The sequence below is a fragment of the Afifella aestuarii genome, from assembly GCF_004023665.1.
In the GTDB taxonomy this organism is placed as follows: domain Bacteria; phylum Pseudomonadota; class Alphaproteobacteria; order Rhizobiales; family Afifellaceae; genus Afifella; species Afifella aestuarii.
Genome location: NZ_SAUF01000002.1, coordinates 205,575 through 226,749, shown reverse-complemented (window position 1 = coordinate 226,749; position 21,175 = coordinate 205,575). Strand labels below are relative to the sequence as shown.

Genomic DNA, 21,175 nt, shown 5'->3' with positions numbered 1-21,175 from the left:
GCGCCGTCTCAGGACCGCGCGAAAGCCGAGACGCGCCGTCCGGCAGCAAAGCGGAAGAGGCGCGAGATATCCCCGCCAATACCGATCAGCGCCGGCACGAGGAAAAGCACGAGCCCGGTCGCAAAGCCCAGACCGAACACCATGGTGATCGCCATGGGCAGCAGGAACTGCGCCTGCAGGCTCGTCTCCGTCAAAAGCGGCGCAAGCCCGGCGATGGTCGTCAGCGAGGTGAGAAGCACCGCGCGAAGGCGGTCCGTGCTCGCTCCGATCGCGGCCTCGGCCAGGTCGTCCCCATCCCGTAAGCGCTCCTCGAGCCGGTCCACGAGAATGATGGAATCGTTGACGAGGATGCCCGCCAGTCCAAGCAGACCGAAGAGCGACAGGATGGTGAGGTCGAACCCCATGAACAAATGGCCGAGCGTTGCGCCGACGAAGCCGAAGGGAATGATGAGCATCACCGCGATCGGTCGCAGATAGGAGGCGAAGACCCAGGCGAGCAGGATGTAGATGACGGCGAGAGCGATCACCGCACCAAGCTTCAGGTCGGCGAAGGCGTCCTCACGCTCCTCCGCGCGTCCGGAAAAGCCCGTGTCGAGGCCATAGCGCGCGGCGATGCGGTCGATTGCGCCGGTTTGGCGCAGAGAGGCGAGAACCGCACCCGGATTGGTGACGGCGAGGTCGACATCGGCGGTAACCGCGACGCTCGACTTGCCATCGACACGCTGGATGGAGGCAAAGCCCTGTCGCTCGCTCAAGGTCGCCACTTCCTCAAGAGGCACGTAAAAGCCTGCCGGCGTGCGCAATTGCAGAGCGCGCAAGGCGGCCGTGCCCTCCCCGTCCAACTTGCGCTTGACCCGGATCGTCACCTCTTCGTCGCCATCGGCGAAGCGGCGTGGAATGGCGCCTTCCAGCGCATTGCGCACCTGGCGGCCGACGTCTTCGTTGGTCAGGCCGAGAGCAGCGCCCCGCGGCGTCAGGCGGATGACGAGTTCGGGCTTGCCGTAGGGCAGGTCGTCGGCCACGCCGGAAACGCCCGGAAAGCCTGAGAGAACCTCTGCCGCCTCTTCGGCGGCTTTCTTCAGATCGGCCGCATTGCCGCCGCGGAAGCGGATATCGACGTCACGCCCCGGCGGCCCGCCGCGCATCTCGTAAACGGCAAAGCGCTTGATGCCGGCAAGGTCCGGCGCTTTTTCCTGCCAGGCGCGCACGATCGTCGGCGTGCGCACGTCGCGCTCCTCGGAGGTGACGAGCTGCACCCGAAATTCGGCGAGATTGTCGCCTTCCGAGCGCCCCGCCGAACCGATGGTGGTGAAGGCGGCGACGATCAGCGGCTTGTGCGGAGAGAGTTCGTCGCTTGCCTGCCAGAGAGCGGATTCGAGCTTTCTGACCGTCTCCTCGACCTCCTCGCGCGGCGTGCCCGGATTGAATTCCACGCGACCGCGAATCGTCTCCGCCTCCGGGGACGGAAAGAACACGAAGGCCACACGCCCGCCCTGGAGAAGGCCTATCGTGAGGATGAAGCTTGCAACCGCGAGCGCCACCGTCAGGTAGCGCCAATGATAAGTGAAGCGGACGAGCCGCAAGAACGGTCCGCTGCGCACCCATTCGAAGCCGTTGTCGAGGCCACGGCGCAACGCTGTGCGGCGGTGGGTGCTGCGCTCGCGGCGATGCGAGAACATCGCAACCAAAGCCTCGATGAGGGCCCCGGCGGCCATGGCGAAGGCGACGGTGAGAAGGAGCTGCACGGAAGACGGGCGCTCGGTAAACCAGTCGCCGAGGGCGGAAAGCCAGGACAGTCCCAGAAGCTCGCCCGTGCCCGGCCGCAGCGCCAGGATGACGGCGGCCGCGACCGACAGCGAGGCAAACACCCAGCGCCACATCGACCAGCCGAAATGGCGCACCCGCGTCAGCGAATGGGCGAGATGGCCGGGCAGAACCAGAAAGCACTCGATAAGACTTGCGAGGATCACCGCGATGACGACGAGCGGCAGGGTCTGGATGAACTGACCGATGCCGCCGCGCACCAGGAAGAGTGGCGCAAAGGCTGCAACCGTCGTCAGGCTCGCCGCGAAGACAGGCGTCATCATATGGCCAGCCCCGCGGATGGCCGCCGTCAGCCCGTCATCGCCCCTCGACGAGCGTGTGGCCGTGTGCTCCCCCACGACGATCGCATCATCGACGATGACGCCCAGCATCATGATCAGCCCAAAGAGCGACATCATGTTGAGTGTCTGCCCGGTCACGTACATCACGCCGAGCGTCGTCATCATGGCGATGGGGATGCCGGCAGCGACCCAGAAGGCGATGCTGCCGTTCAAAAAGACGAACAGGATGATGATGACGAGGATAAGGCCCTGGAGGCCGTTGCGGACCAGAAGCATGATCCTGTCGGCCACCTGATCGGCATTCACGTCGTATTTCAGGATCTCGACATCCGGCGGCAATGTCGGCCGCACACGCTCCAGATAATCGTTCATCAGCCGCGCGCTGGCGAGCGTGTCGGCGCTGGCGGAGCGTTCGACGTAGAGCTCGATCGCTCGCTGTCCGCGCGCCAAACCTTCTTTGTCGTCCGGGTCGAAGCGCTCGTTCACGTCGGCGAAATCGCCGACGCGGATCCTCTCGCCGGAAGCGAAGCCCTTGACCTCGATCTCCTTGATCGCAGCCGGATCTTTGGCATCGGAGAGCGCACGCACCTGACGGGACATGGATGCGTCGAGTTCGCCCGACGGCAGGTCGCGACTGTTGCCGGCGATCGCCGTCGAGACGTCGCCGATGGTCAGGCCGAGCCGACGCAATTCCGCCTCTTCGGCGCTCACCACCAATTCGCGATCGCGAAAACCCGTATAGGTGACGGAATCGATACCGGCGTCGATCAGCCCGTCATGGATCCTCTTGGCGATGGCGCGCAGCGCCGTCTCCGAATAAGGGCCGGTGACCGCCAATCTCGCAACGGCTTCGCGCCATTGTCTGAAGGAGACTTCCGGCTCTTCCGCATCCTCCGGCAGGTTGGTGATCGCGGCAACCGCCGCCTCGACATCCGACAAGGCCTTCTGCATGTCGGCGCCGTCTTCGAATTCGAGCGAGATCGTGGCGCTCCCCTCGCGGGCATAGGAGCGCATCTCATCGACGCCGTCGAGGAAGCGCACATCCGGCTCGATCACCTCCAGAATATTGGATTCTACGTCCTCCGCGCTCGCCCCCGGCCAGGAGACGGAAATGGAGATCGTGTCGGTTTCGAGCGAGGGAAAGAACTGCGTGTTGATCTTGAGAAGGGCGAAGATCCCGAACAGGATCATCAGCACCATCAAGAGGTTCGCGGCATTGGCGTGACGCGCAAAAAGCTCCACGATCGGGATGGCATCGCGCCGCGGGCTCGACGGGGGAGCGGGCGGCACCGCACTCACGAGCCATGCCCCATCGACATCGTCGGTGAGATCCGCTTGTTCTCCCCGGGCTTCGCCACCTTGATGCCTTCGCGGGCATCGGCGATCTGCGTCGTCATCACCGTCTCGCCCTCCGACAGGCCGGAGGTGACGATGACGTCGGCCCCGTCATAGGCCGCGACATCGACCGGGCGTCGTTGAAGGCGCCCATCCTCGACGACGAAGACGGCATTGCCGCCGTAGAGCGCCGTTTCCGGAAGCCGAACGGCATCCTGCCACGTTCTGTCGGGCACGGAGACTTCAACGAAGGCGCCTGGGCGGAGATCGACTTCCGGCCCGTCTTTGACGTTGGCGAAAAGCTCCACGCCGCCACGGTCGGCCACGACCTCCGCACCGATGCGATCGATCGTGCCCTTATAGACGAGAGGCTTGCCGCCGACCGTCCAGGTGACGTCGACCTCGCGTCCGATGACACCTTCGGAATCCGAGAGAAGACGGCCGAACTGGCGATCGCTCACCACGAAACGGGCTTCCACGGAGCCTTCGCGGTAGAGCTCCACGAGAAGATCGCTGGCACTCACCTTGCGACCAAGGCCGGCTGCTTCGCTCATGACCACGCCATCGAAGGGGGCTTTCAGGACCGTATCAGCGAGATTTCGCTCCGCCTCCTCGACGCGCCAGCGCAGCCGATCGTTCACCGCGCGCTGCTGCTCCAGCCGCGCACGGGCGACCTCGAGATTGCTCTGCCGTTCTTCAAGCGCCTGGGCCCGCTGGCTCAAGATCAGCTGCCGCTCATCGAGGGATTGCTGTGTTCCGGTCCCGCGCGCACGCAATTGCTGGGCTCGTTCGAGATCCGTGCGGGCGAGGTCCAACTGCTCTTTGGCACGCGACACCGCAACCTCTTCGGCGCGCACGCTCGCCTGCCTTTCGGTGAGCGTCGCTTCCGCCTCACGAAAATTGGCGCGCGCTTCGGTGAGTGCGCCCCGATAGGGGAAATCATCGAGTGTGACGAGCGTTTCGCCCGCCTCGACACGACGTCCGACTTCGACATCGTCCGAAATGGACACGATCTCGCCGGCGACGAGAGCACGCAGCTCGACCGTCTTGCCCGCGATCGTCGTGCCAAAGACAGAAAAATCCGGCTGATGACTGCCGAACGCGACCGTCTGCGTTTCGACCGTGTAGACCTGCTCACTCGGCGGGCGCTTCGGCCCTTCGGGCGCCGTGGCTGCCATGTAGCGCATGCCAGCGACCGCGGCGGCAAGCACCACGAAAACGAGCACGGTCTGAACGAGCCCACGCCAGAGAGGATGCGCGGTGTTGTGCCGTGTCTTTGAAGATTGCGAGCTCTTCTCCTCAGCCGGCCGGGCGGCGGGCTGCAGCTCGCCTTCTCCTGCGCCTTGTCGCGGCGCAGGAGAATCGACCAGCAGGAGCGGCGTCTTGGCCTTGTCGGTCAGAGCAACATCCTTTGCGATTCAACGGCATCAGATAGCCCGAAACCTTAGAGGTTCCAGGTGAACACCAGCTGAATGGTAAGGCATGCGGCGACGTGGCCGACAACTTAACGATCGGTCAGGCTTTGCCGGAATTCAGCTCTTCGGGCGTGAATCGATACTCTTTGCCGCAGAACTCGCAGCGGACCTCTACTGCGCCTTCGACTGCCGCCTCTTCCAGCTCATCGGCGGGAAGCTGCTCCAACACCTGCTCGATGCGTTCGCGCGAACAGGTGCAGTGATCGCGCAGAACAGTCGGCTCGAAGACGCGCACGCCACGTTCATGAAAGAGGCGAACGAGAAGACGTTCGGCCGGAACGGCCGGGTCGATCAGTTCGAGATCCTCCACCGTATCGACGAGCGCCACGGCTTCCAGCCAGGCGTCGTCCTCCAGCGGCAGATCGGCCATATCGGCATCGTCCGGCGTATCGCCCGGATGGAGATCGCGGACTTTGATGCGCTCGCTCGATTCCGGCAAGAACTGCGCGATCAACCCACCGGCGCGCCAGGCCTGCTGGGCCTCGCCGGCACTGCCGCGATCAACGATTTCGGCGACGGCCAGACGCACGCGCGTCGGGATCTGCTCCGACTGACGGAAATAGGAATGCGCTGCGTCTTCCAGGCTCTCGTTCTCCAGCGGGACATAACCCTGGTAGCGACGCCCGGTCTTGCCCTGCTCGATCGTCATGGCGAGCGTGCCGCGGCCGAGGAGATCACCGCTCGCAGCGCGGCCGGAAACCGTCACCGCCTCCACGCGCTCGCGGTTGCAGGTGGCCGTGGCGCGGATCTCGCCCGGGGTGCGGATATCGACGACGAGCATCGAGACCGGACCGTCCGTTTCCGTTTGCAGGATGAAACGGCCCGTATCCTTCAAAGAGGTGGCAAGCAGCGAGGCGAGCGCCACGGCCTCGCCGAGAAGAACCTTGACGGGCCTCGGCAGATCGTGGCGCGCGAGAATGGCATCGATCGCCGGTCCGAGCGTGACGACGCGGCCACGCACGTCCAGCGGATCGACTTGAAAGGGCAGAGCGCGGTCGTCCGCGCGGGATTCAGTCTGTGTGACAGTCGTCTTGTTCACGAAGGCTCCGAAAGACACCAGGAAAGGATCGCCTTTTGCGCATGCAAGCGGTTTTCCGCTTCATCGAAGACGACCGATTGGGGGCCGTCGATCACGCTGGCAGTCACTTCCTCGCCGCGATGTGCGGGCAGGCAATGCATAAATATGGCGTCTTTCTTGGCATATTCCATCATGCGGTCGTTCACCTGGTACGGCTTCAAGAGATTGTGACGCCGCCCCCCTTCGTCGTCGCCCATCGAAACCCAGGTGTCGGTGATCAGGCAGTCGGCCTCGGCTGCGGCCTCTTCCGGCGCATCGAGAAAACGCACCTTCGCACCATGCTCCTGCGCCCAGTCGCGGATCGCCTGGTCGGGGCCGAGCTCGGCCGGGCTTGCAACATCGAGGCTGAAGCCGAAGCGCTCGGCCGCATGGACCCAGGAATTCATGACGTTGTTGGCATCGCCCAGCCAGGCGAATTTGCGGCCTTCGAGGGCGCCCCTGTGCTCTTCGAAGGTCATCAGGTCAGCCATCAACTGGCACGGATGCGAGCGGCGCGTCAGCCCATTGATAACGGGAACCGTGGCATGCTCGGCAAGGGCTGCGACCATGTCATGGTCGAGTGTGCGGATCATGATCGCATCGACATAACGCGACAGCACCTTGGCGGTATCGCTCACGCTCTCGCCGCGGCCAAGCTGCATCTCCTTGCCGGACAGGAGCATGGCGTCGCCGCCGAGCTGGCGCATGGCGACGTCGAAGGAAATGCGGGTGCGCGTCGAGGGCTGCTCGAAGATCATCGCGAGGATGCGGCCTTCGAGCGGCCGCTCGGCCACGGGACCGGAGCGGCGGGCAGCCTTCAGCTGCTTGCCGTCGTCAAGGATCAGCCGCAGCGTGTCGGACGGAATGTCGGCAAGGTCGAGGAAGTGACGCAGGCTCATGTTTTATTCTCCCTACGCGGCAGCGGACTTGCCGGCGGCGCGCAGCGCAGCTTCGATACGGTTCACGCCTTCATCCATCTCCGCCTCCGAGATGATCAGCGCCGGCAGGACACGCACCACATTGTGGCCCGCACCCACGGTGAGGACGCCATGCTTGCGCAGGCGGGCAACCATTTCCGCAGGTGCGCCCGCACAGACGAGGCCCAGCATCAGCCCCTCGCCGCGCACATCTTTCAGCTGATCGGGATAGGCATCGACGAGGCGCGCAAGCTTCTGTTTTAGGAGGAGCCCCTTGCGGGAAACCTCCGTCAGGAAGCCATCTTCGAAAACGAGATCGAGAACCGCATTGCCGACGGCCATGGCGAGAGGGTTGCCGCCATAGGTGGAGCCATGCGAGCCGACGGCCATCGCTTCCGACGCCTCGCGTGTCGCCAGGCAGGCGCCGAGCGGGAAGCCGCCGCCGATCGCCTTGGCGATCGCCATGACGTCCGGCGTCACGCCGGCCCATTCATGCGCAAAGAGGCGGCCCGTCCGGCCCATGCCGCACTGGATCTCGTCCAGCACCATCAACAGGCCGTGCTCGTCGCAAAGCTCACGGATGAAGCGCAGAAATTCGTGCGGTACCGGGCGGATGCCACCCTCGCCCTGGATCGGCTCGATGAGAATGCCGGCCGTTTCCGGGCCGATCGCCGCTTTCAGTGCGTCACGGTCGGCAAAGGCGACCTGGTCGAAACCTTCGACGTTGGGCGCGAAACCTTCCAGATATTTCGCCTGACCGCCAGCGGCGATCGTGGCGAGCGTGCGGCCATGGAAGGCGCCCTCGAAGGTGATGATGCGGTTCTTCTGCGGCTGGCCCTTGGCGTGGTGGTAGCGCCTCACCGTCTTGATGGCACATTCCATCGCCTCGCCGCCGGAATTCGTAAAGAAGACGCGATCGGCAAAACTCGCCTCGCAGAGACGACGACCGAGTTCCACCTGCCCCGGAATCTCGAAAATGTTGGAGACGTGCCAGAGCTTTTCCGCCTGCCGCTTCAGAGCCTCGACCAGATAGGGATGCGCATGACCGAATGCGTTGACGGCGATGCCGCCCATCAGGTCGAGATATCGCTCTCCCGACGTCGTCTCCAGCCAGACACCCTCGCCGCGCTCGAAGGCGAGCTCAGCGCGGGCATAGGTCGCATACAAAGGAGAAGACAGAGGAGAGGCGGCCGACATGGGCGTGGTCCGATCCGATATGTGAGATTTTGTTGTTGAAATGCGAAAAGCCGCCCTACGGCGGCTGCGCTTCGTTTATCATGAGGCCGGCGAACCGCGCAATGCGCGGCTTTTGAGCATACCTGTGTGGCATTGCGGACTCACTTTTGCCGTATCCAGGGGAAAAACATCAAATCGCCGGCGGGACTCTTGTCGAAGAGTCGACCGATCGGGTAGTTTCGAAATCGTTAAACACGACATCTCGTGTGGTGGACCGGATCCCCTACCAGTTATTGCGTTGGCGCAGGTTTTTTTGCCCCTGCGACGCAGACGGATTCCGCCAATGACACAAACGCGGCAGCAAGGAGCCAAGACGCCCATGTCCTGGACCGATGAACGAGTCGATCTTCTCAAAAAGCTCTGGCAGGAAGGCCTCAGCGCCAGTCAGATTGCCGGAGAGCTCGGCGGCGTCACGCGCAATGCCGTCATCGGCAAGATTCACAGGCTCGGGCTTTCCGGACGCGGCCAGCCGACATCCACGATCAAGCGGGCGCGTCGACCGCGCAATTCCGCTCCCGTCCGGCAACAGCACCGGACCGTGACCGTCGGCGCCACGGCCCTTCAGGCCGAGGTAGAGGTAGAAATGGAAGTCGAGCAGGAAACGGAACTGCAGCCCGTGCACGCTCTCGTCATGCCGATCTCACGGCGCCTGACGATCGAGAAATTGACCGAGCGCACCTGCAAATGGCCGATCGGCGATCCGGGCGACGAGGATTTCCATTTTTGCGGGTGCGATTCCCTGGAGAGCTCGCCCTATTGCGAATACCATGCGGGCGTTGCCTATCAGACATCCGATCCGCGCCGCCGCATGAAGCGGGCCGCGAACGGCTGAGTTCAGCTTTCTCCCGAAGACTGGCGTAACAGACTGCGGAGCTTCGGCTCCGCTTTCTTTTTGTGCGAATGTGTCAGGAAGATCGCGGGATCAGCACGGCCGGCCCGTCTGCGATCAAACAGCCGTCGCTGGCGTCTGCGCCTCATCCGCCACGGCGCGATCCGCCGGCGCATCAGCAGCCGGCAGGCGCACGGTGAAGGTCGCACCGGCGCCCTGCTCGCTGTCGATATCGAGGCGGCCACGATGGCGCGTCAGGATATGCTTGACGATGGCCAGGCCGAGGCCTGTTCCCTGCTTCTCGCGGCTTGAGGCGACATCGACGCGGTAGAACCTCTCCGTGAGCCGCGGCAGATGCTCCGGCGCAATCCCCGGCCCCCAATCGCGCACGCTTGCCAGCACGACCGCTCCACCGTCCAGGTTCTGCCGCGCCAATTTCACGTCGAGACGTTTGCCGGCCCCTCCGTATTTGAGGCCGTTCTCGGCCAGGTTCTCCAACACCTGATGGAGCTCGTCGGCATCGCCCAGGACGAAGACAGGCTCGTCCGGAACATCGAGCGTCACCTCCACCTCCAGATGCTCGGCAAGCGGACGCAGACCGTCGACGACGCGGCGTGCGATCTGTGCAAGATCGATGTGCTCGCGCGGTTGTTGATGCACCCGCATCTCAAGCCGCGACAGGGAGAGAAGATCATCGAGAAGCCGGCGCATGCGCTCCGCCTGTTCGCGCATGATGGCCAGAAAGCGGTCCTGAGCTTTGGGATCGCTGCGGGCAGGTCCCTGGAGCGTGTCGATGAAGCCCGAGAGGGACGCAAGCGGCGTGCGCAGCTCGTGGCTCGCATTGGCGACGAAATCCGCGCGCATTCTGGCCGTCGCCAGGCGCTCGGTGACATCCTCAAAAAGCAGAAGAATGAAAGGCGCTGCGGCAGCGGCATGCAAGACCGGCTGGACGGTCACCACATAGACGGTCTCCGCCCCGCTGCGCTCGCGGTACTCGAACCTGCTCGTCACCATACCCTGGGCCGCGGCCAGCGCATCTCGAAGACGCGGCGTCCGAATGCTCATGGAAAGCGGGTCGCCGGGACGAGCCTGCGGGAACGCAGCGGTTGCTGCCTCGTTGGAGAAGCGCGTGATACCGCGCTGATCGAGCAGGAAAGCGGGATGCGGCAGCGATGAGACGACGGCCTTCATCCCTGTGTCGGGCCACAGGATGCGGCTGTGGGCGGCCGCAGACGACAACCGCTCAGAGCGCATGCGAGCAGGGGCTGTGGCCGTGACGACGAGGACGAAAACAAATCCCAGAACGGACCACAGGACCGGCACGGAGAAATTGACGGTCACGAAGGCCAGCACAAGCGCCGTCGCCAGAAGCGGCAAACGCGCCGCGGCGAGGCGCGCAAGCGGGCGGGCAGGATTCACCGACAGGTTGTTTTCCGTGTTCGTCTCCTCAATCACTTTTGCCGCTCTCGTAAAGCCATTCAGCGTTCTGTAGACTCGCTGCGTGACAAGTCTGAGTCAGAGAATCAACCTGCACATGAACAATCAGGACTTTTCCACCTTCAACCTCGATGCACCCGAACTGCCGGCCTGGGTGCATGAGAACGCGCTGACCTCTGGTAACTTTCCTTATTCCAAGAAGCTCAAGCGCACAAAGTACGAAAACGAACTGCGCGATCTGCAGCGCGAGCTCGTGCAGGTTCTTGCCTGGGCCCAAAACGAGAACCAGCGCATCGTGCTGTTGTTCGAAGGGCGCGACGCGGCCGGCAAAGGCGGTTCGATCAAGGTCGTGCGGGAAAATCTCAACCCCCGCCACGCCCGCATCGTGGCGCTCGCCAAGCCGACGGAGCGCGAGCACGGGCAATGGTATTTCCAGCGCTATGTGGAAGAGCTTCCGAGCAATGGCGAAATGGTACTCTTCGACCGTTCCTGGTACAATCGTGGCGTCGTCGAACCCGTCATGGGTTTTTGCAGCGAGACCGAGGCTGCTGTGTTCCTGCGGGAGGCCCCGGATTTCGAGCGTATGCTGGTGCGCGACGGCGTGCACCTCTTCAAGTTCTGGCTCAATATTGGTCGCGAGATGCAGCTGAAGCGGTTCCACGACCGCCGGCACGACCCGCTGAAATCCTGGAAGATCTCGCCGGTCGACAAGGAAGCGATCAAACGCTGGCCGGCCTTCTCTGCCGCCCGCGACCGGATGCTTGCCGCGACGCATTCGCAGGAAGCCCCGTGGTACGTGGTGCGGGCCAACGACAAGAGGCGTGCGCGGCTCAATCTCATCCGCACCGTTCTTCTCTCGCTGCCCTATGACGGGAAAAATCGCGAGCGCATCGGTGAGCTGGACGAGGCGATCGTCTCACAGGGACCGGAATTTCTGAGCGAGGTCGAAGCGTCGCCAACGGGCTGAGCCGAAAAACGGCGGGCTGAGCCGAAAAGCAACGGGCTCAGGCGGCGTTCAAGGTCGCATCCATAGAGGGCCCGCCGCGGCGCCTTGAAAGCGCCTCGTGGTAGAGGGCCTCATTCTCCTCTGCCATGCCGGAGAGGGAAAAGCGCTCGTGCACAAAGGCCCGCCTTGCGGCCGCCTCCTCGACAAGACGCTGAGGGTTTTCAAGCGCGGCTGTGAGCGCGGAGGCGAGCGCTCTCACGTTGCCGGGCTCGATCAGACGATCCTCCTCGCCTGAGAAAATCTCCGGGATACCGCCGACGCGCGTGGCGATCATCGGCGTGCCGGCGGCGGCGGCCTCCAACACCACGTAGGGCAGAGATTCCGCCAAAGACGGCACGACGATCATGTGTGCCTGCGCCAAAGCCTGGCGGGCCGGCATCGGGGCATGGAAGCGCACATCGAGATCCTTTTCCGCAGCAAAGGCCCGATAGGTCTCGACCTGCTCACGGACGCCGCTGCCAACGACACAGAGGCTCGGCCGGTGCCCTTTTTCCGCCATACGCGCAAGCGCCCCGAGCAGAACGTCCACGCCCTTGAGTGGCCTTAGCTCACCGAGCAATAGAAAATCCGTCGGAGCCCCGACTTTCTCTACCGGCCAAAACTCGTCCGGCCGCAGACCGTTGTAGATGACCCGGGCAGGACAGCGCGGCTCGCCCACCTTTTCGCGATAAGTCTCAGCCTCGAAAGCGGACACGTGCACGAGGGCGTCCGTCACACGCTCCAGTGAACGCTCCACCCGAAAATAGAGGCGGCCTGTCACCGCCTGTTTGTCGAAGTGCAGACTGCCGCCATGGAGTGTGTAGAAATTCGCCACAGCGCGACGCTTGCGCCGTTCGCTGACTGCGGCCAACCGACTGAAGATGCCACCCTTGGCGCCATGGCCATGGATGATATCAGGCGCGAGCGTAGCGGCGTGGGCCCTTACACGCAGCAAAGCTCCGAGATCCTGCGGCCGGATCGGCCGGCTCATGGGCGTGCGGACGAGACCCAGGGGAAGATAGTCTGCAAGCTCTGTCAGCCGGTCGGCTTCGAATGCCCCGCCCGTCGTGGAATCGCAGATTATACCGACCTGGTGGCCGCGTGCGGCCTGCATTTGGACGAGATCGCAGACATGGCGAAAAACGCCGCCGACAGGCGCACGCAGCACATGCAAGATCCTGAGGGGGTCACCTGCATTCTGCATTTTGTCCTCCCGGCCCAAACAAACATTATCGGGCAGCATGGATAAGAGGTCGTTAATATCTAAGGCGCGGGGCTTGCTTCGATCCGGCAGGCATCTCTACCTGTGCTGATGGAACGATTCGCGTACGTATCACCTCGACCACGAGGTTTTCGCATGATTCACCGCAGCCTCGCCTGCGGCGCCGTCAAGGCCGTGCTGGGGCTCGGAGCCAATCTCGGCGATCCGGCGGACACTTTTCGCAAAGCCGCGAAGGCCATCGCCAATGTGGACGGGGTCACCGTGACCGCCGCCGCTCCGCTTTATGTGAGCCGGCCATGGGGAAAAACCGACCAGCCCGATTTCACCAATTCGGCGCTTCTGATCGAAACGCAGCTGAGCCCACGGCGCCTGCTCGCGGCTCTTCTCGAGGTTGAGAAGGAGCTTGGCCGCATTCGTACAGAACCTTGGGGGCCGCGCGTCATCGATATCGACATTCTGGTCTACGGCGAAGAGCTCCTCGCCGAGCCAGAGCTGTCGATCCCGCATCCGCACCTGACGGAACGAAGCTTTGCCCTCAAGCCGCTTGTCGATCTTTGGCCGACGGCGAAGATCGGCGAGCGTCCGGCAAGCGAGATTCTCGCACGGCTCGATCTGTCGGACCTCACGCCGGCAGGCGCCGGCAACTGGCATCGCGAGCCCCTGCGGCGGAATTGATGCGGCACGACTGATGCGGCGCACCTGACCGGCCCCCGCGCCTGTCGCGCTTCAGCTGCGCGAAACAAAGGCTGCACGAAACAAGGGCCGCACGAAAAAGGCCTCCCCCTCGGATGAGGGAGAGGCCGATCAAACTCAGCTGCGCCTCGGAGATTAGAGCCCGAGACCGCCGATGCAGACGTATTTGATCTCCAAATAATCGTCGATGCCGTATTTGGAGCCTTCGCGTCCGAGGCCGGATTCCTTGACGCCGCCGAAGGGAGCGACCTCCGTCGTGATGACGCCCTCGTTGACGCCGACGAGGCCATAATCGAGCCCTTCTGAGACGCGGAACGCACGGCCGAGATCCTGCGTGTAGAAATAGCAGGCGAGACCGTATTCCGTGTCATTGGCAAGCGCGACCGCCTCTTCCTCCGTCTCGAATTTGAAGAGCGGCGAAACCGGACCGAAGATCTCTTCCTTAGAGAAGCGCATGTCGGGCTTCGCATCGGCGATCACGGTCGGCTCGAAGAACGTCCCGCCGAGTTCGTGGCGCTTGCCGCCGGCAATGACCTTGCCGCCCTTGTCGACGGCATCGCCGATCAGCTCTTCGACCTTGGCGACCGCATTGTCGTCGATGAGCGGGCCCTGCTGCGTCCCCTCTTCGAGGCCGGAGCCGACTTTCAGGCCCTTGGCGGCTTCGGCGAACTTCTCGGCGAAACGGTCGTAAATGCCGGCCTGGACGTAGAAGCGGTTGGTGCAGACGCAGGTCTGGCCGGAATTCCTGAATTTCGCGGCAATGCCACCAGCGACCGCGCGGTCGATATCGGCATCATCGAAAACCAGGAACGGCGCGTTGCCGCCGAGCTCCATCGAAACCTTCTTCACGGTGTCCGCCGACTGGCGGATCAGAACCTTGCCGACATCCGTCGAACCGGTGAAGGTGACTTTTCGAACCTTCGGGCTTTCCATGAGCGCCGCACCGATATCCTTGGCGGACCCGGTGACGACATTGACCACGCCTTTCGGAATGCCGACCTCTTCGCAGAGCGCACCCCAGGCAAGGCCCGAATAAGGCGTCTGCGTCGCCGGCTTGACGACGGCGGTGCAGCCTGCAGCGATCGCCGGACCGATCTTGCGCGACAGCATCGAGGACGGGAAGTTCCACGGCGTGATGGCGCCGATGACGCCAACCGGCTGCTTCGTCACCATGATGCGGCGGTCTTTCCACGGGGACGGAATGAGATCCCCGTAGACGCGGCGCGCCTCTTCGGCGAACCACAGGACATAGGCCGCACTCATGCCGACCTCGCCTCGCGATTCCGTCAAGGGCTTGCCCTGCTCCAGAGTGAGGAGCTCAGCGAGCGCATCCTGATTGTCCATGATGGCGTCGTGCAGGGCGCGCAACAGCTTGGCGCGCTCGTCGGCGCTCGTCGTCTTGAAGCTCTCGAAGGCCTCAGCAGCGGCCTCGATGGCGCGCTCGGTCTCGGCCTTGCCGCATTTCGGGATGGTTCCGATCGTCTCGCCGGTCGCCGGATTGGTGACGTCGATCGTCTCGCCGGAATCGGCTCCAACCCATTCGCCGCCGATCAGATTGGCTTCACGTTTCCAGTAATGCGTCTTCTGCAGCATGCCTCACTCCCATTCCTGTCATTCGATGCCGGCGATCGCCCGAACCGCGGCGATCACCGCGTCATCCATTTCAATTCCCTTCTCTTCCGCCTCCGCCCGGAGCGCCTGGCGCCGCGCACCCGGCACACGGGCGGGAGGATCGGCCTCGATCATCGCGGCCAGGTCGCCGAAGCGGCCGATGGCGTCGGCGCCGAAGGCCGTGGGATCGATGGCGATGATGAGCTGACCGGTGTTCGGAGGGCCACCCTCGGCGTCGAAGAAGGAACTCGCCTCGCTCGCATAACTGGCGCCGTTGAGACCGGCGGCAAGCATTTCCACCATAAGAGCAAGCGCCGTCCCCTTGGCCCCGCCGAGCGGCGCCATCGTGCCGGCAAGCGCCTCGACCGGATCGGTGGTCGGCTTGCCCGCCTCATCGAAGGCCCAGCCCTCCGGGATTTCCTCGCCCCTTTGCTTGGCCGCCATCACCTTGCCGCGTGCCACCTGCGACAGCGACAAGTCGACGACCACCGGAGCGGCATCCTTGCGGGGGGCCGCAAAAGCGATCGGATTGGTGCCGTAAAGACGGCTGCGCCCGCCCCAGGGAGCCATGGCGCCCGGCGCGTTGGCGAACATGAGAGCCACGAGCCCCGCTTCGGCGAAGGCTTCGACCGTCACGCCCATGGCGCCGCAATGGCTGGAGCGCTTGATCCCTGCCATCGCCAGCCCCTGGAGGCGCGCAAGCGGCGGCAGTTCGGCGAGAGCCAGATCAAGCGCGGGATAGGCAAAGCCGTGCGCCGCATCGATGGAAAGCGTGGCGGGTCGGACGACTTCGGTCGTCGGCACCGCAAAGCCGTCGATCTTGCCGGCGCGCGCTTGCGCGGAATAGGCCTCGACGCGGCGAAGGCCGTGGCTCGTCTGGCCGCAGGCTTCGGCGGCGACGAGCGCGCGGGCGACGGAGGCGGCGTTTTCCGGGCTGACCCGCGAGGCGGTCAAGGCGGCCTCCACGAGATGCCGCAATTCGCCAAGTCGCATATGGGTCACTTGCGGCCCTCGAGGTGATTGATGACCGCATCGGCGATGACCCGCCCGACACGCAGGTTCGATTCTGCGGTAAGGCCCGCGATATGCGGCGTCAAAACCACATTCGGCAGATCCGCAAAGACGGCTCCCGCTTCGGCCGTCAACGGCTCGGTTTCGAAGACGTCGAGCGCGGCACCGCCCAACCGGCCCTCCTTCAGGGCCGCGACAAGCGCCGTCTCATCGACGATGCCGCCACGTGCGGCGTTGATCAGGATCGCGCCGGGCTTCATGCGGGCGAGCGCAGCCGCATCGATCAGATAGCGCGTCTCGTCCGTCAGCGGGACATGCAGGCTGACGACGTCGGCTTCGGCAAGAAGCGTCGACAGGTCGGTGCGCGGCGCCTCGTTCCACGCCGCGTCGGAGGCTGGGATATGCGGGTCGGTGGCGATGACGTCGAGGCCGAGCACCTCGGCACGACGCGCCGTTTCACGGCCACTCGCGCCGAAACCAACCAGACCGATCACCTTGCCGCTCGCTTCGCGACCGTGCATCAGCTCTCCACGCGGCCATTGCCCGGCGGCGACGGCAGGCGTGGAGAGATAGGCGCCGCGCAGAAGCAGAAGCGCAGTCGAGATCACATATTCGGCAACGGACAGAGCGTTCGCGGCAGCGGCCGGATAAACGGCGATGCCGCGCCGGGCGCAGCATTGCGTATCGATGTTGTCGACGCCGACGCCGAGCCTGCCGACGCATTCGAGCGCATCGGCCCCCTCGATCAGATCCGCCCGCACCTCGGTGCGGTTTCGGACGATCAAGGCTCGCGCTTCTGTGAGCGCCGCCTTCAGTGCATCGGGCTTTTCGGCAAGATCGGGGGCGTAAAGAGTGGAGAAGCGAGCGGACAGGCGCGCAACGGCTGCCTCATCCATAAACTCGGAAATGACGATGTCGGACATTTTTCCTGAAACGACCGGGCCTTCGGGAGGAAACGGCAAGCCCATGGCAGAGGCGAGCGGCGGTGATAATCACCACCGCCGCAGGGATAGATGACGAAGCGGCACCTTGTCCACGAATCTTGTCGAGAGGGCCGCTTCGCCGGGCATGCGCAGGCCTCGCGGCGCACCGAGAAAGGGGAGGCGCAAGGCGGCGTTCGCGGGGCTTCTCGGTTTGCCAAGCCGTTCAGATTGCAAGAGGACATGCCGGCGTGCGCGTCAAACCTTGCGGCGGCCGATTTCCTCTTTGACATTGATCAAGGACGCCTTCGACGAAAGCACTAGAAATACCCAAATGGTTCCTGATCTCGTCCGCAAATACGCGGCGCCTGTGCCGCGTTACACCAGTTATCCGACGGCGCCCCACTTCAACGAAGAAGTGGACGGCAAGGTCGCGAAAGCCTGGCTGAAAGAGCTCAAGCCCAATACCAGGGCCTCGCTCTACTTCCACATCCCGTTCTGCGATACGCTGTGCTGGTTCTGCGGCTGCACCACCAGGCACGTGCTGCGCTACGATCCGGTGCTGCCGTATCTCAAGACGCTGAAGGACGAGCTGAAGCTCGTGGCCGAGCTTGCGCCGGACATCAACGTCGAGGGCGTGCATTGGGGCGGCGGCTCGCCGACCTTGCTGAAGCCGGACGACATCATCGAGCTCGCCTCGGCGATCCGCGAGGCCTTCCCGTCCGCGGCAGATGCGGAATTCGCGATCGAGATCGATCCGCGCGAATTCGACGATGCGCGTGTGGAAGCGCTCGCAAAAGCCGGCTTCACCCGCGCCTCGATCGGCGTGCAGGACTTTGACACGAAGGTGCAGGCCTCCATCAACCGTATGCAGAGCTTCGAGGAGACGGAATCGGCCGTCAATCGACTGCGTGCCGCCGGCATCCGCTCCATCAACGTCGATCTCGTCTACGGCCTGCCGTATCAGAGCCGGGACAAGCTCGTACACACGGTCGAACAGATCCTGACCCTCCGGCCGGACCGCGTGGCTCTCTTCGGCTACGCGCATGTGCCATCGGTCATCCCACGCCAGAAGATGATCCCGACGGACGAGCTGCCTGACGTTCTGGAGCGCTTTGCGCAGGCCAATCGTGCAGCGACGCTCTTCACCGGCGCCGGGTATCAGCGCATCGGCTTCGACCATTTCGCCGTGCCGGAAGATTCTCTTGCCGTGGCGGCTTGGGAAGGTCGTCTCCACCGCAATTTCCAGGGCTATACGACGGACGAGGCCGACGCACTCATCGGTTTCGGCGCATCGTCCATCAGCAAGCTCCCGCAGGGCTATCTGCAGAACGAGAAGACGACCCGTCGCTACGCGGCCGAGATCGAAAAGGGTGAGCTTGCGACCGTTCGTGGTTTCGAGCTTTCTCAGGCCGACAGGGTTCGGGCCTTCGTGATCGAGCGGCTGTTGTGCGACTTCGCCTTCTCGGCCGGGACCTTGAAAGCGCATTTCGGTGCGCTGGCCGATCCCGTCATCAACGATGCGCGCTATTTCGCGGAATCGGACCCCGATGGGCTCTTCTCACGCGTCGGCGATCGCTTCGTCGTCACCGATCGGGGCAGGCCCTTCGTGCGCAGCGTTGCTGCTTCTTTCGACGCTTATCTCGGGACGCGTGCGGCCACGCATTCGACTGCCGTTTAGAGCCGACCTGGCACGGGCAGAGCCGCCGATGGCGGCTCCTGTTCCGGTGCCGTCGCTGGCAGTCGCGGCCGCTCGGGGGCGTGTTTCGGGGTGAGCGTCGAAAGAGCCTCATCCATCAGCCATAGATACGATGCGGGGTGCGATTCGAGCCGGCCGCATGATGGATGGCCTGAGTGAGCCGGACCAGATCGCAAAACCTGGGCATCGCAAAGCAATCACGCGCCCGCATGACACAAGCTCAGCGCGAGCGGCATGCCCTCGTGAGAGCGGCGATCAGCGTGACATCGATATGATAGCCGGCGAGACGTCGGCGTCGGTCAGCTAAAGCTCTGCGACCTCGTCGGCCTCGTCAGGCTCCTCGACGTCGTCGTCCATATCGGCGACAGGTGCCGGCACAGCCTTTTTCGCCTTCGACTTCTTCTTTGACGCCTTGACCTCATCGACCTCAGGGGGCGTGCCGGCGGCCTTGAGTGCGGCACTCTTCGTCGCTCGCGTCTTTGTGGTCTTTCGAGCACCTTTTTTGGGCGCGTTTTCCGCCGCGTCTTTCGCCAATCCGGCGTCGTCGGCCTCTTTGGCGAGGCGCTGAGCCCGCAGCCGCTCGGTCTTCTGGCGCGCTGCGTTCAGTTCGGCGTCGATCACAGCTTTCGCTGCGGCAGTGGTCGCATCGGCCTTGTCGCGGCGCAGCTTGACGCTGTCACCTTTGCCTTGTGTTTTTGTAGACATCGGCATCACCCTTGATTTGTGGGCGGCGTGGACTCGGCATCGTCGGCGTCAGATGGATTCGCGCCAGACGAGGAGAGTTCCGCCCCGGCCTCGTCGATGATGCGTTCGATGCGTGCGAGTTGGTCGTCGGTAAGCATGGTATGGGTTCCACGCTGATCGAGCCGCGCCTTCTGGCTTTCGAGAAATTCTCGCTGTGGGACGCTGACATTGTCGCTTGAAAGCGCATGCGCCATCCGAGCCTTGAGCTCGGCCACGTCCTTCACGCTCCTCGCCATAGCGTTCCCCTTTGCGGGCTTCCCCTGCGTCGACGGTTTCGTCGGCGTTCCCATTTTAGATTATCGCTTGGGCCTGAAGGAGCTGCCCTGTGTCGCACCCTCAGCGAGCGGGCGGAGCAGCATCATATGGCGGGTCGACAAGACGACATCCGGCAGCGTACCGGGTGCACCGAGTCTGACTTCTTTGGTAGCGAGAAAGTCGGTCTTCTCGAGCACCAGCCGCATCTCCTCGACAGATGCGATATCGTGCTCGATGAGGAGCTTGTCGCCGCTCGACATCGTGACTTCGAAGCGCGCCACAGATTATTTCTTCTGGCCGAGCTTGAGAGGCGTCCCACCGGAGCCCGAGGAGCCGAGCTCTGCCGTCTCCATATATTTCGGGGTGTGCTTGGCGCCCTTGTCTTTGTTCTTCGGCTTCTTGGCTTCCTTAGAACCGCGCACCTGCCCTTTTGCCATGAAATTCATCCTCTCCGAACCGGGTTGCACATCGTGCGCCGTTCAGGCTTTGAGCGGGAGCGGCAGACGCGGAAAGCCGGCCTTGGTTCGAAAGGACCGTCTCCGGGCCTGAGACATGCGCCATTAAAGGCGCGACAACTGACTTTCCTGGACGACGCGCTGCTGCGAACTCACCGTGCTTTGCACGCGGTACTGGCAATCGCCATGTTCCTCGGGCAGCAGAGCCAGGATTTTGTACACGCCGGCGACACCCGGGCCGACGGTCTTTTGCGACAGGCGGACCGTCTGGCCCACCTTGAATGAATGGCTTGTCATATTCCCTCCGCCGTACGGCATGGGAAGAGAAGGCGCAGGCGAGCCTGCGCCTTCTGAAAAATCAGGCGTGCTGCAGGTTCGTTGCAGCTTCCTTGCCGGAGCGGCGATCCGCCTCAACGTCGAAGGAGACGCGCTGGCCTTCAACGAGGCCGCGCATGCCGGCACGCTCGAGAGCCGTGGCATGGACGAACACGTCCTTGCCGCCGTCCTCCGGCTGGATGAAGCCATAACCCTTCTGGGAATTGTAGAATTTTACGGTACCAACCGCCATGGAATGTTCCTTTCGCAGAACGCGTATGGGTACACGCGACGCGATATGCGCACGTGTGTGAAAGTCGAGTTTTGGAGGAAGTCTGAACCCGCGCCCGGCGAAACGGGACTTAACGGCCAAAATGTCCGGCCAAAGATCGATGGTTGTTCTTGTAGACTGCAATTGCGGCATTAACAAGAAAAACTCCGCCCCAAACCCGACAAGCTCCGGAACTCTCGAAAATGCCGGTTGTTGGTAAGTGAGACTGCATGGCCACGGCACCGCCGCCCCTGCAGCGCAACAGCCCGTTTCAAGAGGAGGCCCCATGGCCCGTCTCATCGCCGCCGGTGCAGCCACCGCCCTGATCGCCCTCACCGCTGCGGCCCCGGCCGCAGCCCAGGAGCGCTTCCCCGCCTGCCAGTCGCAGCAGAGCCTGCAACAGATTATCGGCAGCAACGGGGAATTGATGCCGTCCGACTGCCGCAATCTCACCATCACGCGCCTCAAGAGCGACAGCGGCTCGCTCTGTCTCATCGACTTTTCCAATGCCGGAGGCGGCGTCGTGCAGGCCTTACGCGATGCGGCGATGCCGGAGAAATGGTGGGTGCGCTGCGATCAGCTCAGCGATACGGGAGGCTGATC

General features: G+C 63.7%; 21 protein-coding genes. 5 read left to right on the top strand and 16 right to left on the bottom strand.

The genetic code is table 11. The features are described 5' to 3' along the window. Window positions 1-8: 8 nt before the first annotated feature. The 5 genes from EO094_RS09565 to EO094_RS09545 form a co-directional block, all read right to left on the bottom strand. Window positions 9-3,404 carry an efflux RND transporter permease subunit gene (locus tag EO094_RS09565; protein WP_246008453.1) on the bottom strand — a complete coding sequence of 1,132 codons (3,396 nt, stop codon included), beginning with the start codon at window positions 3,402-3,404 and terminating at the stop codon, window positions 9-11. Next, window positions 3,401-4,666, bottom strand: a complete 1,266-nt coding sequence (locus EO094_RS09560; RefSeq protein WP_128292096.1) for an efflux RND transporter periplasmic adaptor subunit — start codon at window positions 4,664-4,666, stop codon at window positions 3,401-3,403. The genes EO094_RS09565 and EO094_RS09560 overlap by 4 nt, the downstream gene beginning before the upstream one ends. A 289-nt stretch (window positions 4,667-4,955) precedes the next feature. Further along, window positions 4,956-5,954 (bottom strand): Hsp33 family molecular chaperone, encoded by a 999-nt coding sequence (locus tag EO094_RS09555; RefSeq protein WP_128292095.1) that lies wholly within the window; start codon window positions 5,952-5,954, stop codon window positions 4,956-4,958. Beyond that, window positions 5,951-6,871 (bottom strand): ornithine carbamoyltransferase, encoded by a 921-nt coding sequence (gene argF / locus EO094_RS09550; protein WP_128292094.1) that lies wholly within the window; start codon window positions 6,869-6,871, stop codon window positions 5,951-5,953. The genes EO094_RS09555 and argF overlap by 4 nt, the downstream gene beginning before the upstream one ends. A gap of 12 nt (window positions 6,872-6,883) precedes the next feature. Then, window positions 6,884-8,086 carry an aspartate aminotransferase family protein gene (locus tag EO094_RS09545; RefSeq protein WP_128292093.1) on the bottom strand — a complete coding sequence of 401 codons (1,203 nt, stop codon included), beginning with the start codon at window positions 8,084-8,086 and terminating at the stop codon, window positions 6,884-6,886. Window positions 8,087-8,444: 358 nt separating this feature from the next. Between EO094_RS09545 and EO094_RS09540 the strand changes: the two genes are divergently transcribed. Then, the gene (locus EO094_RS09540) at window positions 8,445-8,957 is read left to right on the top strand and encodes a GcrA family cell cycle regulator (protein ID WP_128292092.1); all 513 of its coding nucleotides are present in this window, start codon (window positions 8,445-8,447) and stop codon (window positions 8,955-8,957) included. A gap of 114 nt (window positions 8,958-9,071) precedes the next feature. Here EO094_RS09540 and EO094_RS09535 read toward each other — a convergent pair whose 3' ends face one another. Beyond that, window positions 9,072-10,409, bottom strand: coding sequence for an ATP-binding protein (locus tag EO094_RS09535; protein WP_246008452.1), 1,338 nt, complete (start codon window positions 10,407-10,409; stop codon window positions 9,072-9,074). Window positions 10,410-10,488: 79 nt separating this feature from the next. On the opposite strand from EO094_RS09535, the gene ppk2 reads away from it, so the two are divergent. Then, complete coding sequence (gene ppk2, locus EO094_RS09530; protein WP_128292091.1) at window positions 10,489-11,358, top strand: polyphosphate kinase 2; 870 nt, start codon at window positions 10,489-10,491, stop codon at window positions 11,356-11,358. A 37-nt stretch (window positions 11,359-11,395) separates the two neighbouring features. Here ppk2 and EO094_RS09525 read toward each other — a convergent pair whose 3' ends face one another. Beyond that, entirely contained in the window at window positions 11,396-12,580 is a 1,185-nt protein-coding gene (locus tag EO094_RS09525; RefSeq protein ID WP_164879614.1) for a glycosyltransferase family 4 protein, read from the bottom strand. Window positions 12,581-12,733: 153 nt separating this feature from the next. On the opposite strand from EO094_RS09525, the gene folK reads away from it, so the two are divergent. After that, complete coding sequence (gene folK / locus EO094_RS09520; RefSeq protein ID WP_128292089.1) at window positions 12,734-13,273, top strand: 2-amino-4-hydroxy-6-hydroxymethyldihydropteridine diphosphokinase; 540 nt, start codon at window positions 12,734-12,736, stop codon at window positions 13,271-13,273. A gap of 153 nt (window positions 13,274-13,426) precedes the next feature. Here folK and EO094_RS09515 read toward each other — a convergent pair whose 3' ends face one another. Genes EO094_RS09515 through EO094_RS09505 form a run of 3 tightly spaced genes read right to left on the bottom strand, consistent with a single transcriptional unit; the run spans window position 13,427 to window position 16,836 of the window. Continuing rightward, complete coding sequence (locus EO094_RS09515) at window positions 13,427-14,884, bottom strand: NAD-dependent succinate-semialdehyde dehydrogenase (protein WP_128292088.1); 1,458 nt, start codon at window positions 14,882-14,884, stop codon at window positions 13,427-13,429. Between the two features lie 18 nt (window positions 14,885-14,902). Then, window positions 14,903-15,895, bottom strand: coding sequence for an Ldh family oxidoreductase (locus tag EO094_RS09510; RefSeq protein WP_128292087.1), 993 nt, complete (start codon window positions 15,893-15,895; stop codon window positions 14,903-14,905). 5 nt (window positions 15,896-15,900) lie between these two features. Next, window positions 15,901-16,836 carry a hydroxyacid dehydrogenase gene (locus EO094_RS09505; protein ID WP_128292086.1) on the bottom strand — a complete coding sequence of 312 codons (936 nt, stop codon included), beginning with the start codon at window positions 16,834-16,836 and terminating at the stop codon, window positions 15,901-15,903. A 331-nt stretch (window positions 16,837-17,167) separates the two neighbouring features. On the opposite strand from EO094_RS09505, the gene hemN reads away from it, so the two are divergent. Further along, window positions 17,168-18,514 (top strand): oxygen-independent coproporphyrinogen III oxidase, encoded by a 1,347-nt coding sequence (gene hemN, locus EO094_RS09500; protein WP_128292085.1) that lies wholly within the window; start codon window positions 17,168-17,170, stop codon window positions 18,512-18,514. 321 nt (window positions 18,515-18,835) lie between these two features. Here hemN and EO094_RS09495 read toward each other — a convergent pair whose 3' ends face one another. The 6 genes from EO094_RS09495 to EO094_RS09475 form a co-directional block, all read right to left on the bottom strand. After that, entirely contained in the window at window positions 18,836-19,237 is a 402-nt protein-coding gene (locus EO094_RS09495; protein WP_128292084.1) for a hypothetical protein, read from the bottom strand. A 5-nt stretch (window positions 19,238-19,242) separates the two neighbouring features. Then, entirely contained in the window at window positions 19,243-19,491 is a 249-nt protein-coding gene (locus EO094_RS09490) for a hypothetical protein (protein ID WP_128292083.1), read from the bottom strand. Between the two features lie 81 nt (window positions 19,492-19,572). Continuing rightward, window positions 19,573-19,812 carry a hypothetical protein gene (locus EO094_RS09485; protein WP_092808879.1) on the bottom strand — a complete coding sequence of 80 codons (240 nt, stop codon included), beginning with the start codon at window positions 19,810-19,812 and terminating at the stop codon, window positions 19,573-19,575. Between the two features lie 3 nt (window positions 19,813-19,815). Continuing rightward, window positions 19,816-19,968, bottom strand: a complete 153-nt coding sequence (locus tag EO094_RS18450; protein WP_164879594.1) for a hypothetical protein — start codon at window positions 19,966-19,968, stop codon at window positions 19,816-19,818. Window positions 19,969-20,091: 123 nt separating this feature from the next. Further along, window positions 20,092-20,283, bottom strand: a complete 192-nt coding sequence (locus tag EO094_RS09480; protein ID WP_128292082.1) for a hypothetical protein — start codon at window positions 20,281-20,283, stop codon at window positions 20,092-20,094. 61 nt (window positions 20,284-20,344) lie between these two features. Next, entirely contained in the window at window positions 20,345-20,554 is a 210-nt protein-coding gene (locus EO094_RS09475) for a cold-shock protein (protein ID WP_092808877.1), read from the bottom strand. 304 nt (window positions 20,555-20,858) lie between these two features. Here EO094_RS09475 and EO094_RS09470 point away from each other — a divergent pair, with 304 nt between their 5' ends. Next, a complete protein-coding gene (locus tag EO094_RS09470; protein ID WP_128292081.1) occupies window positions 20,859-21,173 on the top strand; it encodes a hypothetical protein in 315 nt (104 codons plus the stop codon). Window positions 21,174-21,175: the final 2 nt, after the last annotated feature.